15 protein-coding genes are annotated in these 15,431 nt (G+C 72.2%); 5 read left to right on the forward strand and 10 right to left on the reverse strand.

The features are described from left to right. Complete coding sequence (locus ABT015_RS08620) at nt 1-774, reverse strand: SseB family protein (RefSeq protein WP_350877934.1); 774 nt, start codon at nt 772-774, stop codon at nt 1-3. Between the two features lie 91 nt (nt 775-865). On the opposite strand from ABT015_RS08620, the gene ABT015_RS08625 reads away from it, so the two are divergent. After that, complete coding sequence (locus ABT015_RS08625) at nt 866-2,089, forward strand: alanine racemase (protein ID WP_350877936.1); 1,224 nt, start codon at nt 866-868, stop codon at nt 2,087-2,089. Between the two features lie 292 nt (nt 2,090-2,381). Next, nucleotides 2,382-3,305 (forward strand): lytic polysaccharide monooxygenase auxiliary activity family 9 protein, encoded by a 924-nt coding sequence (locus ABT015_RS08630; protein WP_350877937.1) that lies wholly within the window; start codon nt 2,382-2,384, stop codon nt 3,303-3,305. A 136-nt stretch (nt 3,306-3,441) separates the two neighbouring features. On the opposite strand, the gene ABT015_RS08635 is transcribed toward ABT015_RS08630, so the two are convergent. From ABT015_RS08635 to ABT015_RS08650, 4 genes are all read right to left on the reverse strand, one after another. Continuing rightward, the gene (locus ABT015_RS08635; protein ID WP_350877938.1) at nt 3,442-4,647 is read right to left on the reverse strand and encodes a DUF2510 domain-containing protein; all 1,206 of its coding nucleotides are present in this window, start codon (nt 4,645-4,647) and stop codon (nt 3,442-3,444) included. A gap of 127 nt (nt 4,648-4,774) precedes the next feature. Then, nucleotides 4,775-5,563 carry a 3-oxoacyl-ACP reductase gene (locus ABT015_RS08640; protein WP_350877939.1) on the reverse strand — a complete coding sequence of 263 codons (789 nt, stop codon included), beginning with the start codon at nt 5,561-5,563 and terminating at the stop codon, nt 4,775-4,777. A 6-nt stretch (nt 5,564-5,569) separates the two neighbouring features. Beyond that, on the reverse strand, nt 5,570-6,946 hold the full coding sequence (locus tag ABT015_RS08645) for an aldehyde dehydrogenase family protein (RefSeq protein ID WP_063346867.1): 1,377 nt from the start codon (nt 6,944-6,946) through the stop codon (nt 5,570-5,572). A 5-nt stretch (nt 6,947-6,951) separates the two neighbouring features. Continuing rightward, nucleotides 6,952-8,337, reverse strand: a complete 1,386-nt coding sequence (locus ABT015_RS08650; RefSeq protein WP_350877940.1) for a glutamine synthetase family protein — start codon at nt 8,335-8,337, stop codon at nt 6,952-6,954. Nucleotides 8,338-8,489: 152 nt separating this feature from the next. Here ABT015_RS08650 and ABT015_RS08655 point away from each other — a divergent pair, with 152 nt between their 5' ends. The 3 genes from ABT015_RS08655 to ABT015_RS08665 all read left to right on the forward strand — a co-directional run bounded on the left by ABT015_RS08655 (nt 8,490) and on the right by ABT015_RS08665 (nt 11,419). Continuing rightward, the gene (locus ABT015_RS08655) at nt 8,490-9,218 is read left to right on the forward strand and encodes a gamma-glutamyl-gamma-aminobutyrate hydrolase family protein (RefSeq protein WP_350877941.1); all 729 of its coding nucleotides are present in this window, start codon (nt 8,490-8,492) and stop codon (nt 9,216-9,218) included. A 154-nt stretch (nt 9,219-9,372) separates the two neighbouring features. Further along, entirely contained in the window at nt 9,373-10,440 is a 1,068-nt protein-coding gene (locus ABT015_RS08660; protein WP_350877942.1) for a cation diffusion facilitator family transporter, read from the forward strand. Nucleotides 10,441-10,498: 58 nt separating this feature from the next. Beyond that, nucleotides 10,499-11,419: a 5'-3' exonuclease gene (locus tag ABT015_RS08665; RefSeq protein ID WP_350878046.1), complete on the forward strand. Its 921-nt coding sequence runs from the start codon at nt 10,499-10,501 to the stop codon at nt 11,417-11,419. Between the two features lie 331 nt (nt 11,420-11,750). On the opposite strand, the gene ABT015_RS08670 is transcribed toward ABT015_RS08665, so the two are convergent. The 5 genes from ABT015_RS08670 to amcB form a co-directional block, all read right to left on the reverse strand. Continuing rightward, complete coding sequence (locus tag ABT015_RS08670; RefSeq protein WP_350877943.1) at nt 11,751-12,290, reverse strand: Wadjet anti-phage system protein JetD domain-containing protein; 540 nt, start codon at nt 12,288-12,290, stop codon at nt 11,751-11,753. A gap of 148 nt (nt 12,291-12,438) precedes the next feature. Further along, nucleotides 12,439-13,155 carry a hypothetical protein gene (locus ABT015_RS08675; RefSeq protein ID WP_350877944.1) on the reverse strand — a complete coding sequence of 239 codons (717 nt, stop codon included), beginning with the start codon at nt 13,153-13,155 and terminating at the stop codon, nt 12,439-12,441. A gap of 22 nt (nt 13,156-13,177) precedes the next feature. Continuing rightward, complete coding sequence (locus ABT015_RS08680; RefSeq protein ID WP_350877945.1) at nt 13,178-13,867, reverse strand: pentapeptide repeat-containing protein; 690 nt, start codon at nt 13,865-13,867, stop codon at nt 13,178-13,180. Between the two features lie 67 nt (nt 13,868-13,934). Beyond that, complete coding sequence (amcA, locus tag ABT015_RS08685) at nt 13,935-14,099, reverse strand: multiple cyclophane-containing RiPP AmcA (protein ID WP_350877946.1); 165 nt, start codon at nt 14,097-14,099, stop codon at nt 13,935-13,937. Then, nucleotides 14,096-15,238 carry a cyclophane-forming radical SAM peptide maturase AmcB gene (gene amcB / locus ABT015_RS08690; RefSeq protein ID WP_350877947.1) on the reverse strand — a complete coding sequence of 381 codons (1,143 nt, stop codon included), beginning with the start codon at nt 15,236-15,238 and terminating at the stop codon, nt 14,096-14,098. Before amcB ends, amcA begins: the two co-directional genes overlap by 4 nt. Nucleotides 15,239-15,431: the final 193 nt, after the last annotated feature.

Below are 15,431 nucleotides of genomic sequence, written 5' to 3' on the forward strand. Positions count from 1 at the left end.
CTACCGCTTGTAGAGCGGCTCCCCCGGCAGCTCCGCGCTCGCCGGCAGCACCGCGAGGTCCAGCCCCCGGTCCAGCCGCACCCGCAGCACCGGGTCGGCGGCCACCGCCCGCCCGACCCGCTGCACGGCCGCCTGCAGCCCGTCCTGGTCCAGCGCCGGGTCGAACACCACCGCGAGCACCCCGTCCGAGCCCTCCGAGGCCGCCAGCAGCCCGGTGAGCACCTGCGGCTCGGCCGCCAGCAGCCCGCGGACCGCCTCGCGCACCTCCGGATCCCGGACCGGCGGCAGGAACGGGCGGTTCTCCGCGAGCGCCCGCAGCCGGGCGCCGCTCAGCTGGAACGGCACCGGCCCGGCCGGGTCGACCAGCAGGGTGTCGGCACGCTCCGAGAAGGCGACCATCGCGGCCTGCGGGGCCGCCGTCGGCGCCGGGCGGGCGTCGGCACGCCAGCGGGCGAGCGAGTCGAGCGAGGTGAAGGCCGGCAGCGCGCGGCGCCCGTCCGGGGCCTCCAGCACCGGGACGGCCATGTCGCTGGTCTTCTCGTGCTTGTGCCCGTGCGCGTCCACCTCGACCTCGCCGAGGATCGCGACGATCGGGACCATCAGCCGGGTGGGGGCCAGCGCCGCCAGCACCTCCGGCTCGGCCGCGCGGTCCTGCGACCAGCGGGCGAGGGCCTCGGCGAGCGCCGGGTCGGCGGTGCCGTCGTCGTCGGAGAAGCCTGGGTTCGGAATGGCCTTGCCGACGAACGCCGGGTTGGAGAAGTCTTTGCGGTCCACCCGCCCGACCCTATGCCACCGCGCGCGAGCCGCCCCACTTCCCTGCACGCGGGGCCTACCCACCGGTAGTGCGGTGTGGCACCCTGCGCCCATGGTGATCCTCGACGCACCCGCGACCGCTCCCGCCCCGGTCTCCGACCGCCTCCGGTACGACCGGGCCACCGCGCACCTGGACGGGCCGGTGGCCGTCGTCGACCTCGCCGCCTTCGACGCCAACGCCGCCGACCTGGTGCGCCGGGCCGGCGGCAAGCCGATCCGGGTGGCCAGCAAGTCGGTGCGCTGCCGGGCGCTGCTGGACCGCGCGCTGGCCGTGGACGGCTTCGCCGGGGTGATGAGCTACACCCTCGACGAGTCGCTCTGGCTGGCCCGTACCGGCGTGCGCGACGTCCTGCTCGCCTACCCGTCCGCCGACCGGGCCGCCTACGCCGAGCTGACCGCCGATCCGGCGCTCGCCCGCGAGGTCACCGTCGTCCTCGACGACCCCGCCCAGCTGGACCTGATCGACAAGGCCCGCGGCGGCGACGCCGAGGTGCGGGTCTGCCTGGAGCTGGACACCGCGCTGCACCTGCTCGGCGGGCGGGTCAGGGTGGGCGCCCGGCGCTCCCCGCTGCGCACCCCCGAGGACCTCGGCGCCTTCGCCGAACTCGTCCAGCACCGCCGGGGCTTCCGGGTGGTCGGCCTGATGGCCTACGAGGGGCACGTCGCCGGGGTGGGCGACCAGGTGCCCGGCCGGCCGCTGCGCTCGCAGCTGATCCGGCTGATGCAGGCCAGGGCCAGGACCGAACTGGCCGAGCGGCGGGCGGCCGTGGTCCGGCGGCTGCGGCGGGTGGCCGAGCTGGAGTTCGTCAACGGCGGCGGCACCGGCAGCGTGGAGTCCACCGTGGCCGAGCGCGCGGTCACCGAGGTCGCGGCGGGCTCCGGGCTCTACCTGCCCCGGCTGTTCGACAACTACCGCTCGTTCCAAGGCCGTCCGGCCGCACTGTTCGGCCAGCCGGTGGTGCGCCGCCCCGGCGTCGGCGTGGTGACGGTGCTCGGCGGCGGCTACCCCGCCTCCGGCCCGGCCGGCCCGGACCGCTCGCCGGTGCCGTACCTGCCGCAGGGGCTGCGCTACGACCCGATGGAGGGCGCCGGGGAGGTGCAGACCCCGCTGCTCGGCGCGGCCGCGGACGACCTGCTGATCGGCGACCGGGTCTGGTTCCGGCACGCCAAGGCCGGCGAACTGTGCGAGCGCTTCGCCGAACTGCACCTGATCGAGGGCGACCGGATCGTCCGGACCGTCCCGACGTACCGGGGCGAGGGGAAGGCGTTCCTGTGACCGGTCGGCGGCCGACGGCGGCCTGACCGCCCGAACGGCCGTCCGACGACCTTTCCGGAGCCTTAAGCGGGCCCGATGGAACGCCTAACCCGGCCGTTCCGTCGGGCCTTTGCCCTGTTCGGGGGCCTACAGTCCGTCAGGAAGCGCGGCACGCACGACTATTGCCAGCTGGTCCAGACCAATCATACGCTCTGGCCAGGGGTCCGCGGTCCGGGCCGGCGACCCCCGAACGGGCAGGCGTGTCCGCTCCCCCCACACCCGCCCGGAACGACGGTCAAGGAGTCCCCACCCCATGTCCATCAAGCGAAGTGCCCTGTCCGTCGGCGCGGTCGGCGTCGCCGCCCTCGCGGTGGCCGTTTCCACCGCAGGCACCGCCAGCGCCCACGGCACCATGACCAACCCGGTCAGCCGGGTCGCCGCCTGCTACGCCGAGGGCCCCGAGCACCCGGTGTCCCAGATCTGCAAGGACCTCGTCGCCGCCAGCGGCACCCAGCCGCTGTACGACTGGAACGAGGTCAACATCGCCAACGCGGCCGGCAACCACAAGTCGCTGATCCCGGACGGCAAGCTCTGCTCGGCCAACCGCGACAAGTACCAGGCCCTGGACTGGCCGCGCACCGACTGGCCGGCCACCGCGGTCAAGGCGGGCGCCTTCACCTTCCAGTTCCGCACCACCGCGCCGCACGTGGGCACCCAGACCGTCTACATCACCAAGCCGGGCTACGACCCGACCAAGCCGCTGAAGTGGTCGGACCTCGACCCGACACCGGTCGCCCAGGTGCAGGTCGACCGCACGGCCACCAACGGCTTCTACACCTACGCCGGTACCCTGCCGCAGCGCACCGGCCGCCAGCTGCTGTACACGGTCTGGCAGCGCAGCGACAGCCCGGAGGCGTTCTACAGCTGCTCCGACGTCGACTTCGGCGCGGCCACCGCGGCCGGTGCCCCGGCCGTTTCGGCGCTCACCGCGCAGGCCCCGGCCGCGCCCAGCGACGCGCAGATCGCGGCCGACGCGTCCAAGTCCACGGTCGCCCACCACGGCCACGGCGGCGACCCCAACTCCCCGGCCGGCGCCGTGATCCCGACCGCCGCCGCGGCCGTCGGCACGTCGGCCACCGGCCCGCTGCTGCTGGCCGGCGCCGCCGCGATCAGCGTCGGCTGGGCCGGCATGGTGCTCCGGCGCCGTCGCATCGAGGCTGTTCGACGCGACTCCTGACGCCGGACGCGGGGCCGGGGCGGCCAAACCCCCGTCCGGCCCGGTTCCGCGGCTCCACCCCGTCCGGAACGAACGGCGGCGGCCCACCCGGAGAGTGCTCTCCGGGTGGGCCGCCGCCGTGTGAGGAGCGGGTGGCTCAGGTGCTGGTGCCGCCGGTGCCACCGGTGGCGCCGCCGGGAAGCCCGCCGCCCGGGATGGACGGCAGCTTGCCCTTGAAGTCGGCGATGCCGTTGACGATGGTGTCCATCAGGCCGAGGTCCGGCGCCTTGTCGGCGATGTCGAAGCCGAAGTGCACGGAGATCAGCGACTTGCCGTCGGTGGACGGGAAGACCACCGTCTGCACGTAGCCGTTGTTGCCCTTGGGAGCGTCGACCTTCCAGCGGACCAGGTAACCGTCCTGGCCGTTGACCTTGACCGCCTCGGACTTCAGCTCCTGGTGCCCGGTGATGGCGCCGTACGAGTCCTTGGCCGCCTTCTCGATGTCGGCCTTGGCGGCCGCCTGGGCGTCGGTGCCGCCGCCGTCGATCCGGCCGGTGGTCACCCCGCCGAGGGTGCACGAGCCGTTGCCGTCCGGACACTGGTACGGGCCGACGACGACCGAGGCGTAGCCGTCGGAGGTGTAGCCGCCCTGCCAGCCGGAGGGGACGGGCAGGGTGAGCCCGTTCACCAGGTCGATCGCGTTCCCGCCGCCGGGCCTGGTCTTGCCGCTGCCGCCGCTCCCGCCGTTCCCACCGGGCCCGCCGTTGCCACCGGTCCCGTTGCTGCCGTCGCCGCTACCGCCGTTGTTGTTGTTGCCGTTCCCGTTGTTGCCGTTCCCGTTGTTGCCGTTGCCGTTCCCGTTGCCGCCGTTCCCGCCGTTCCCGTTGCCGCCGAGGCCCGGGAAGCCGTTCCAGGGGCCGTTCTCGCCGTTCGGCACGGCCTGCCGGGCGCTGCGCTGGGGGCGGTTGTCGCTGTTGCCGTCCATCGCCAGGAAGGTGATCCCGGAGCCGGTGCCCAGGCCGAGCAGCGCCGCGACGGTGGCGGCGATCACCATCGGGGACGGCCGGCGCCGGGGCTTGCGCGGCGGCGGTGCCTCGTGGCCGTAGGCGGTGCCGAAGGGCGGCGGCTCCGGGTAGCGGACGGTCGGCCCGCTACCCAGCACCTCGCCCTGCAGCACCGTGGTCTCGTCGGCCGGCACCGGCCCCGGAGCCCCGGCCGCCGGGGGCACCGGCTCCGGGGCGTCCGAGGGTGCGGGCCGGGTGCTGGCCGTCCAACCCCTGCCGTCCCACCAGCGCTGCGGCCTCGGGTCGCCGCCGGTGTCCTTCGGGTCCGGGTACCACCCGGCGGGAATCTGCTCGCTCACAACAGAGAATCTAAAGGCACGCGGATAAACGCGAAATCAGCGCGGCCTCGAATTCCGGTGGTTTTCGATGAGATTACGGTGAGAAGGGGTGCGTCGGGCACGCTCAGGACTGTCGGCCCGCCCGGGGCTACAACGGGGTCACGTAGGCGCCCGAGATGCCGCCGTCCACCAGGAACTCGCTCGCCGTGATGAAGGACGAGTCGTCGCTCGCCAGGAAGGCCACCGCGGCGGCGATCTCCTCGGCCCGGGCGAACCGGCCCAGCGGGACGTGCACCAGCCGGCGGGCGGCTCGCTCCGGGTCCGTGGCGAACAGCTCCCGCAGCAGCGGGGTGTCCACCGGCCCCGGTGACAGCGCGTTCACCCGGATCCCCTCCCGGGCGAACTGCACGCCCAGTTCCCGGGACATCGCCAGCACCCCGCCCTTGGAGGCGGTGTACGAGATCTGCGAGGTGGCCGCGCCCATCCGGGCCACGAAGCTGGCCGTGTTGATGATCGAGCCCCGTCCGTGCCGCCGCATGTACGGCAGCGCGGCCTTGCAGCACAGGAACACCGAGGTCAGGTTGACCTCCTGGACCTTGCGCCAGGCGTCCAGGCCGGTGGTCAGGATCGAGTCGTCCTCCGGCGGCGAGATGCCCGCGTTGTTGAACGCGACGTCCACGCTCCCGTACGTCTCGTACGCCTCGTCGAACAGCGCCTCGACCATGTACGGGTCGGTGACGTCGGTGTGCACGAACAGGCCGCCGACCTCCTTGGCGGCCGCCCGCCCGGACTGCTCGTCCAGGTCCGCGCAGACCACCTTCGCGCCCTCCGAGGCGAGCCGGCGGGCCGCCGCCAGGCCGATCCCGCTGCCGGCGCCGGTGATCACGGCGGTGCGGCCGACCAGGCGGCGGCACACCGGTGCGTCGTTCTCGGTCATCGGCTGCTACTCCTCGCTGTGGATGAAGACGTTCTTGGTCTCGGTGAAGTGGCGCAGCGCGTCCGGCCCCAGCTCCCGGCCGACCCCGGACTCGCCGTAGCCGCCGAACGGCGTCCAGTACCGCACCGAGGAGTGCGAGTTGACCGACAGGTTGCCCGCCGCGACGCCGCGGGCCAGCCGCAGCGCCCGGCCGAGGTCCCTGGTCCAGATCGAGCCGGACAGGCCGTAGCGGGTGGCGTTGGCCAGCCGCAGCGCGTCCGCCTCGTCGGTGAACGGCAGCACGGCGGCGACGGGGCCGAAGATCTCCTCGGTGACCGCCGGCACCTCCGGGTCGGCCGGCGCGATCACCGTCGGCGGGTACCAGTAGCCGGGCCCGTCCGGGACCGCGCCGCGGGCCAGCACCGGCAGGTCCGGGGTGACGTAGGAGGCGACCCGGCGCACCTGGGCGGCCGAGATCAGCGGGCCCAGCCGGGTCTCCGGGTCCGCCGGGTCGCCGGTGCGCAGCGCCTCGACGGCGGGCAGCAGCAGCGCCAGGAAGTCGTCGTACGCCTCGCGCTGGACCAGGATCCGGCTGCGGGCGCAGCAGTCCTGGCCGCTGTTGTCGGCGAAGGACATCGGGTCCGCAGCGCGGGCCAGGTCGGCGTCGGCGAAGACGATGCTGGGGCTCTTGCCGCCCAGCTCCAGGGTGACCCGCTTGGCCCGGGCCGCGCAGCGGGCGGCCACCTCCTTGCCGACCACGGTCGAGCCGGTGAAGACGATCTTGCGGACCGCCGGGTGGTCCACCAGGGCCCGGCCGGTCGTCCCGCCCGGGCCCGGCAGCACCTGGAACAGGCCCTCGGGCAGCCCTGCCGCCAGGGCGAGTTCGGCCAGCCGCAGCGCGGTGAGCGGGGTCGCCTCGGCGGGCTTGAGCAGGACGGCGTTGCCTGCCGCCAGGGCCGGGGCGAAGCCCCAGGCGGCGATCGGCATCGGGAAGTTCCACGGCGCGATCACCCCGACCACGCCGACCGGCTCGTGGAAGGTCACGTCCAGGCCGCCGGCCACCGGGATCTGGCGGCCGGTCAGGCGTTCCACTCCTCCGGCCGCGTACTCCAGCAGGTCCCGGACGTTGCCGGCCTCCCAGCGGGCGTTGGCCACGGTGTGCCCGGCCTCGCGCACCTCCAGTGCGGCCAGTTCCGGCACGTGCACCTCGACCTGGTCGGCGAACCGGCGCAGCAGCCGGGCCCGTTCGCCCGGTGCCAGCGCCGCCCAGGCCGGCTGCGCCTTCGACGCGCGCTGGACCGCCGCGTCCACCTGCCCAGCGGTGGTGTCCGGGACGGTGGCGAGCACCTCGCCGGTGGCGGGATTGCGGACGGTGCTGACGGTGGGGTCGGTGGGGTCTGTCATCGGCCTCACATCCGTTCGAAGGATCGGTAGCGCTCCCAGTCGGTGACGGTGCCGTCGAAGGCGCACTGCTCCACCCGGGCCATGTTCAGGTAGTGCTCGACCACGTCGTCGCCGAAGGCCACCCGGGCCAGCTCGCTGTCGCCCCACAACTCCGCGGCCTCGCGCAGCGAACCGGGCACCCGGGCGTACTCCTCGACGGCGTAGGCGTTGCCCAGGCACGGTGCCGGCAGCTCCAGCTTCCGCTGCAGCCCGTGCAGGCCGGCCGCGATCATCCCGGCCACCGCCAGGTACGGGTTGACGTCCCCGCCCGGCACCCGGTTCTCCATCCGCAGGCCCGGGCCGTGGCCGACCACCCGGTAGGCGCAGGTCCGGTTGTCCCGGCCCCAGGCCACCGCCGTCGGGGCGAACGAGCCCTGGCGGTAGCGCTTGTAGGAGTTGATGTTCGGCGCGTACAGCAGACTGAACTCGCGCAGCGCCGTCAGCTGGCCGGCCAGGAAGTGCCGCATGGTGTCGGTCATCCGTCCGTCCCGGTCGGCGAAGGCCGGCGCGCCCACCGCGTCGCGCAGCGACAGGTGGATGTGGCAGCTGTTGCCCTCGCGCTCGTTGTACTTGGCCATGAAGGTCAGCGCGCACCCCTGCTGCGCGGCGATCTCCTTCGCGCCCGTCTTGTAGACGCTGTGCTGGTCGCAGGTGGTCAGCGCGTCCGCGTAGCGGAAGGCGATCTCGTGCTGGCCGAGGTTGCACTCGCCCTTGGCCGACTCCACCACCAGACCGGCGCCCGCCATCTCGTTGCGGATCCGGGACAACAGCGGCTCGACCCGGGCGGTGCCCAGCATCGAGTAGTCCACGTTGTACAGGTTCGCCGGCGTCAGGCCGCGGTAACCGCCCAGCCAGGCCTGCTCGTAGGTGTCCCGGAACACCAGGAACTCCAGCTCGGTGCCGATGTCGGCGGCCAGCCCGTACTCCGCCAGGCGCGCGATCTGGCGGCGCAGCAGCTGGCGGGGGGCCGCGTCCACCGGGTGGCCGCCGTGCCGGGCCAGGTCCGCGGTCACCTGCGCGGTGCCCGGCTGCCAGGGGGTCAGCCGCAGGGTGCCGAGGTCGGGTCGCATCGCGAAGTCGCCGTAGCCGGTGGCCCAGGAGGAGAAGGCGTAACCGTCGACGGTGTTCAGGTCGACGTCCACGGCGAGCAGGTAGTCGCAGGCCTCGGCGCCGTGCTCGACCACCTCGTCCAGGAAGAAGCGGGCGGCGAAGCGCTTGCCCTGCAGGCGCCCCTGCATGTCCGTGAACGCCAGCGCCACGGTGTGGACCTCGCCGGTGTCCACCAGCATGCGCAGTTCGTCCAGGGTCAGCGGCGCCCGGGGCGGCACGCCCGCGGCGGCGTTCTCGGGCATGACGGAACCCTCCACGATCACTCTTCGAGTTCAAGCGGTCACAGCGAACCGTACGGCCTGCGGCGGACGGCGCGGAAGAGGGCGGACAGGTGTGGCGCGCCGACATGCGTGGTTGACGGGGGATCAGGCGGTGCGGGTGGAGAATGCCCGCCATGGATCGCAGGCCTTTCATCGGCGTCAGCACCTACCTGGTCGACGCGAGTTGGAGCAACTGGCAGGGCCGCCGGGTGGCCCTGGTGCCCGAGCGGTACACCGCGTACGTCCAGGAGTCCGGCGGGATCGCGGTGTTGCTCCCGCCCGACTCCCCCGACCGCGCACCCGAGGTGCTCGCCCGGCTCGACGCCCTCGTCATCGCGGGCGGGCCCGACATCGACCCCGCCTACTACGGTCAGCCCGCCCACCCCCGCACCGAGGTCGACTCCCCCGAACGGGACCGGTGGGAGTCGGCCCTGCTGCGGGCGGCCCTGGCGGCCGGGATGCCGCTGCTGGGGATCTGCCGGGGCATGCAGGTGCTCAACGTCGTCTGCGGCGGGACCCTCGTCCAGCACCTGCCGGACGTCGTGCCGGTGGACGTCCACGGCGGCGCGGGTGGCGGCTACGGGACGCACCTGGTGCGGCCGGTGCCGGGGACGCTGCTCGGCGGGCTGCTGCCGGAGAGCGAGGTGGAGGTGCCGACCTTCCACCACCAGGCTGTCGACCGGGTCGGGGCGGGCCTGCGGGTCTCGGCCCACGCGCCGGACGGGACGGTCGAGGCGGTCGAGGGCCCGGGGTTCACCCTGGGCGTGCAGTGGCACCCGGAGCAGGGGGACGACCTGCGGGTGATGCAGGCCCTGGTGCGGGCGGCCACCGCGGCGCAGTTGGACACCGCGCTGATCGGGTAGCCGGGGCGCGCCCGCCCCCTCGGAACGGCCGCTCAACGGCAACGACAACGGTCACCAGTACAGCCTTTGGATCTTTGTCCGTTCTGCGGTTCACTTCGGGTGCAGGGCGATCGCGCCCCTCCCCTCCCCACCCGTGCGTCCAGAGAGGACTTCGATGGCCGGGCACGAGCATTCCCACACTGATCATGCGCATGACCACAAGCACGCGCACGACCACGGCGGACACCGGCACGGCGGACACGGCGGCCACGGCGGCCACTCGCACGGTGTCGCCGCCGACGCCGACCGCCGCTGGCTGCTCGGCGCCCTCACGCTCATCGTCGTCTTCATGGCCGGCGAGGTCGTCGTCGGCTTCGCCGCGAAGTCCCTGGCCCTGATCTCCGACGCGGCGCACATGCTCACCGACGCCGCCTCGATCGTCCTCGCGCTGGTCGCGATGCGCCTCGCCGCCCGCCCGGCCCGCGGCGGCTACACGTACGGCCTCAAGCGCGCCGAGATCCTGTCCGCGCAGGCCAACGGCGTCACCCTGCTGGTGCTGTCCGCCTGGCTGGGCTACGAGGCCGTCACCCGGCTGTTCGAACCGCCGGAGGTCGCCGGCTCGCTGGTGCTGGTCACCGCGCTGATCGGGATCGTGGTCAACCTGGCCGCCGCCTGGTGCATGTCGAAGGCCAACCGCAGCTCGCTCAACGTCGAGGGCGCCTTCCAGCACGTGCTCACCGACCTGTACGCGTTCATCGCCACCGCCGTCGCCGGCGCCGTCATGCTGACCACCGGCTTCGTCCGGGCCGACGCGATCGCCTCGCTGGTCGTGGTCGCGCTCATGCTCAAGGCCGGCATCGGCCTGGTCCGCGACTCCGGGCGGATCTTCCTGGAGGCCGCCCCGGCCGGCATCGACCCGGACGCGGTGGCCGACCGGATGGTCGCCCAACCGCTGGTCGAGGAGATCCACGACCTGCACATCTGGGAGATCACCTCCAACCAGCCGGCCCTGTCCGCGCACATCCTGGTCACCCCCGGCGGCGACTGCCACGCCGTCCGGCGCGAACTCCAGCGCGGACTGGCCGACGAGTACGGCATCACCCACAGCACGCTCCAGGTCGACCACGTCGGCGAGGACGAGGCCGGCGCCCTGCTCCAGATCGCTGCCCCCGGCGAACAGCCCGCCGAACACTGCGCCGACGCACACGGCCCGGTCCACCGCGCCGGCCCGCACGAGCACTGAAGCCGCCCTCCTGTCGTCGCGGTGCGGCATGATCTGACACGTGACCGCACCGCGACTGATGCTCCTCGACTCCGCCAGCCTGTACTTCCGGGCCTACTACGGCGTGCCGGACACCCTGCGCTCCCCGCAGGGCGAACCCGTCAACGCCGTCCGCGGCCTGCTGGACTTCATCGCCCGGCTGGTCCACGACCACCGCCCCGACCACCTCGTCGCCTGCATGGACGCCGACTGGCGCCCGCAGTGGCGGGTCGACCTCCTCCCCTCGTACAAGACCCACCGGGTCGCCGAAGCGGCCCAGGACGGCGAGGAGGAGGTGCCGGACACGCTGGCCCCCCAGGTCCCGGTGATCGAACAGGTGCTGGACGCGCTCGGCATCGCCCGCGTCGGCTCCCCCGGCTACGAGGCCGACGACGTGATCGGCACCCTCACCGCCCGCGCCCAGGGGCCCGTGCAGATCGTCACCGGCGACCGCGACCTGTTCCAACTGGTCGACGACGCCCGCGAGATCACCGTGCTCTACCCGGTCAAGGGCATGGGCAACCTGCAGATCACCGACGACGCGCTGCTCCTGGAGAAGTACGGCGTACGCGGCGCCCGGTACGCCGACATGGCCGCCCTGCGCGGGGACCCGAGCGACGGCCTGCCCGGTGTCAAGGGCATCGGCGAGAAGACCGCCGCCCAACTGATCAACGAATACGGCGACCTCGCCGCCATCCGCGCCGCCGCCGCGGACCCGCTCTCCAAGCTCACCCCGGCCCGCCGCCGCAACATCGTCGAAGGCGCCGCCTACCTCGACGTCGCCCCCACCGTCGTCCGCGTCGCCCCCGACGCCCCCCTCCCCGACTTCGACCCCGCCCTCCCCCACGAACCCCTCGACCCCATGGCGTTGGAGGAGCTCTCAGCCCGCTGGGGCCTCGGCACCTCCCTCACCCGCCTCCTCGACACCCTCCCGCAGGCCAGGAGCGGACCACGTATGTAGGGCAGTTTCCATTCATCGAGACAGCGCGTGGCAACGTGACGACACTGTCCTCGCTGCGGCTTTTGCAGTTGCTGCTGCTAGCTTGCCGACGCATGAAACCGCCGAATGTCGATCAGCTGACGCTCAGCCATTCTGGTGCCCGGCAAGCCGAGGTTAGCCGGGCCTTGAGGGCCCGGACCGCCGCCAGCCGGAGCAACCGCGACACCGCGCAAGCGGCACGGCGATCCGAGTTGCACTCCAGACCTCGGACAGGTGCATTGTTCGATGTCATCAGCGTACGGTTGGTCGACCGAGGAAGCTCCTGTCGGAAGGGCAAGCACGATGTGCAAGGTCAGCGCACATCACAGTGCCAATCGGTGGACTGCCGCAGGTAGCGGTAGCTCACCCACTCCTGCGCCAGCCGGTTTCCTTCCAGCAGCAGCTGCGCGGCGCTCCCCCGGCACTGCGCGGGAAGCCATTTGGCTAATTCGTCGGCAGTGCCGACGCCGACCGATGCTTCTTTCGCCGCAGCTGGACGCGGCCGTCCCAACAACTGAAGCACCCGGTAGAGCTGCTCTGCAGGCTGTACCGAGGGAAGCCCCAGCTCGACTGCGGTGGTCGAAGCTCTCAAGGGGATCCGCAGTCCGCTGGTGTCTAGATCGCCGAAGTACCTAATCTGCGTGATGTGGTGCTTGGCTTTGATAACGCGGATCGATGCCCGGAAGGTGCCGCCCAACCCCCAGGCCACATAGCCAAGTCGGTGGTCGTCCGGGAGACTCTCGACCAGCGACCACCACGTGGTGGCATTCTCAACGACGAACAGCACATCGTCTGTCCCAACGCGGCAGTAGTGGTCACCTTCCTCGTCCAGCGGAAACGTCTCGGTGATCAAGGGTGGGGGAGGTCTAAAGGTGTGCAGCAATTGTTCGACGGAGCCACCTACGCCGCATAGCGACCGACCTGCGCACCGGCGCACGGCGCCCCGGCACCCCGTACAGGAAGGGCAAGCCACCGGCTTGCCCAGTTCCATTCACCAGCGGTCAGACCAGAGCGGACAGGCTGCCGCGCGGCCAATGGCCGAGCCAGAACGCTGCCGTGGACGGCTCGGGTTGGCCCTCGGTCGAGCCGTCGTGGGGCAGCAGTTCGGTGGGTGCGATGTAGCCTTCGCCCGGGTCGAGGCGGATGCGGAAGACCCGCAGCGGCTGCCGACCGGCGACGTAGGCCCGCAGGTCGTCGGTGTGCGGGTAGCGGCCGGCGGGGTCGGCGTAGAGGGTGCGGCAGATGGTGCGGATGTCGATGTCGGCGAGCAGGAGGTAACGGGTTCCAGGGCCGAGGTTGAAGCACAGGCGCCGTCGGCCGGTGTGCTTGGACTCGTAGTCCAAGCGGTCCCAGTTGTCGACGTGCAGTCCGATGCAGCGGCCGTCCTGATAGTTGGGCGTGGTTGTCAGGGCCTTGGCGGGGCTGGCGGCCTGGCCGAGGTGAACGGCGTCCGGATCTCCGAGCGGGTCGGCCAGCGCCGCCAGACTCGCGGGCACCGGGCAGTCGGGGAGCTTGACCAGCTCGACCAGCGTGCCGTCGGCGGTCCGGGCACTGGGCATGAGCCGTGCGGCCAGCTCGGCCGTCAGCGGCTGCCAGGGGCCGGCAGGCAGGACAGCCCCTGACTCATACTCCGGCTCACTGCCTGCGATGCGGACCCCAGCGGTCTCGCAACGGGCGATGAGGGCGGCGGGGTCGGTGTGGGCGATGGCGAGGTTCAATCCGGGCTCCTCCCGGTTCGGGTCACCGGCGCTGGGTCATGGTGTCGCCGAAGGTCACGTCCAGCTCCGCGATCAGGGCTTCGGCGAGCTCGGCCTGCTGGGCCCGGTCGATGACCACCTTGGCGAGGTGGGCGACACCCCGCAGCGAGGCCAGGTCGTTGCCGCGCAGGTCCAGGCCCTGGTACTTGCCCCGTCCGAACTCGGTCAGCCGCAGTGCGCACGCGTCCAGGACCGCTCCGGTCAGGTCGCAGCCGGTGAACGATGCCTCGGTGAGCACGCACTTGGAGAACGCGACCGGCCCGGTGGCCCGGACCTGCTCGAAGCTCGCGTAGTCGAGCCTGCAGTTCTCGAAGAGCACGTTGTCCAGGGCCACGCCGGTGAGGCTGGCACCCATGATCTTGCAGTTGCGGAAGACGACGCGGGACAGCTTGCTGTCGGCGATGCGGGCGGTGGCCAGATCGCAAGTGTCGAACTCGACGGAGTCCAGGCGGACCTTGTCGAGCTGGACGCGATCAGCCCGCAGCCCCCTGACGCGGCCGGTGATGAGGCTGATGTCGGCCAGGTCCAGGTCTCGCAAGTCGGCGTCGCCGTACTGAAAGTCCTGGACGATGCCCCGGGCGGAGTCCAGGGAGGTGACGTTGGACAGGTAGAGGCCGGGCTCGTCCAGGGCGGGCAGGGTGACGGTGACGCGGCCGAAGGTGATGCTGTCCACGGGTGGGGCTCCGCTCTGTAGGGCCGAGCCCGCACCGCGCGGTGCGGGCCCGGGTGCTCAGGTGGTGCTACTTGCTGGTCTTGTTGTCCCAGGTGGGCCGGTTGTCGAACGACGAGCCGACGTTGTCCCACGTCGGTCGGTTGTCGAACTTGGCAACCGTGACCGGGTGACCAGACGTCAGGTCGGCCACCACGGGGGAATCGGTGGCGGCCAACAGTTCGAGGATGGTCATGCTGGTTGCTCCTCTCGGACGGTATCGGACAGTGCGGTGACGAGGGCCTGCCTGGACACGCGGCAGTAGTTGGTTTCGGTGGTGTCCAGGCGCCCGTTCTCGAAGTAGCGATTGCCAGCCTGGGCTCCCCGGCAGAAGCCGAAGAACTCGCACCGGGCCTCGCACTCGTCCAGGCCGGTCAGGAACTCGCGCACGTACCGCAGGTGGTGCGCGCGGTCCAGCATGGAGCCGATGGTCAGCTCCAAGACGTTGCCGGCCCGGAAGTCGTTGTATGCCGGGTCGCTGATGCCCGCGAGCTCGGGCGAGAGCAGGACCACGTCCCCGGCAGCGGAGACGGTCGGGATCGGGTCGATCAGCGCGTCGTCCCACGCGGCCAGACCGTTGGCGCGGGCGGAACTCAGATAGCTGCCCAGCCGGTCGACCTCGCGAACGGTCAGCTCACGGTGTCGCCTCGACCAGGCGATGGTGCGGCGCCAGAACTCGCGGGCCTGTTCGACGGTGGGCACCGCCCGGCCGGTGTTGACGCCCTCGGTCTCCTCCATGTTCAGCCCGACGCTGTGGCAGCCCAGGCCCGCCATGAAGTCCAGCAGCCCTTCCGGGTTGAGGATGCTCTCGGCGCTGACGACTGCGATCGCGGAGAACCGGACCTCGTGCTCCCGAAGGCAGCCGATGCCCTTCATGATCCGGTCGAAGGCCGGGCGTCCGGCCCAGTCGACGCGCTGACGGTTGAGGGCGGCCGGGCCGTCGATGCTCACCCCGATCCGGAACCCGTACTCGGTCAGGAAATCGCACCAGGCCGGGTTGATCAGCACCGCGTTGGTCTGCACCGAGTGCTCAACCAGGCCGGCCTGTCGCAGCGGCTCGAACGGGGCCAACAACTCGGCCAACCGCTTCCGCCCAACGGCCAGCGGCTCGCCCGCGTGCCACAGGACCTCGATGGGCGAGGAGGCCGTGGTGTCGGCGAACTCGGCGATCGAGCGGGCCACCGCCTCGGCGACCGCCACCGGCATCGGCGTGCGCCGGCCTCGGTCGGGCAGGTAGCAGTAGGTGCAGTTGAGATTGCAGAAGCCGTCGGGCTGCACAACCACCGTGTTCGGACGGCGGGCGATGCGGCACCGGTAGCGGGCCAGGGTCTGCATCGTGCTGGCTCCTCGCTGGGTCAAGGGATTCGGTACCCGGGTCGGTGTCCAGCGCACTGGCTGCGGCACGCGGTTGGTACTGAGGCGGTTGGTGCTCGACCAGGTAGCCGAGCAGACCGAGCACGACGAGGTGACCGGACACCACGAGGGCCTTCATGGCGTCGCCCAGCAGCTCGCGGTCGGGGCCGCGGTG

Origin of the sequence: Kitasatospora sp. NPDC094016 (assembly GCF_040304045.1) — a bacterium.
Lineage (GTDB): Bacteria > Actinomycetota > Actinomycetes > Streptomycetales > Streptomycetaceae > Kitasatospora.

Bases quoted from the DNA above. Each gene is read 5' to 3' on its own strand.
- ABT015_RS08655 (WP_350877941.1), top strand. From the start codon at position 8,490: ATGGATCGCAGGCCTTTCATCGGCGTCAGCACCTACCTGGTCGACGCG.
- ABT015_RS08665 (WP_350878046.1), top strand. From the start codon at position 10,499: ATGCTCCTCGACTCCGCCAGCCTGTACTTCCGGGCCTACTACGGCGTG.
- ABT015_RS08645 (WP_063346867.1), bottom strand. From the start codon at position 6,946: ATGACAGACCCCACCGACCCCACCGTCAGCACCGTCCGCAATCCCGCC.
- ABT015_RS08650 (WP_350877940.1), bottom strand. From the start codon at position 8,337: ATGCCCGAGAACGCCGCCGCGGGCGTGCCGCCCCGGGCGCCGCTGACC.
- ABT015_RS08630 (WP_350877937.1), top strand. From the start codon at position 2,382: ATGTCCATCAAGCGAAGTGCCCTGTCCGTCGGCGCGGTCGGCGTCGCC.
- amcB (WP_350877947.1), bottom strand. From the start codon at position 15,238: ATGCAGACCCTGGCCCGCTACCGGTGCCGCATCGCCCGCCGTCCGAAC.
- ABT015_RS08660 (WP_350877942.1), top strand. From the start codon at position 9,373: ATGGCCGGGCACGAGCATTCCCACACTGATCATGCGCATGACCACAAG.
- amcA (WP_350877946.1), bottom strand. From the start codon at position 14,099: ATGACCATCCTCGAACTGTTGGCCGCCACCGATTCCCCCGTGGTGGCC.
- ABT015_RS08640 (WP_350877939.1), bottom strand. From the start codon at position 5,563: ATGACCGAGAACGACGCACCGGTGTGCCGCCGCCTGGTCGGCCGCACC.
- ABT015_RS08625 (WP_350877936.1), top strand. From the start codon at position 866: ATGGTGATCCTCGACGCACCCGCGACCGCTCCCGCCCCGGTCTCCGAC.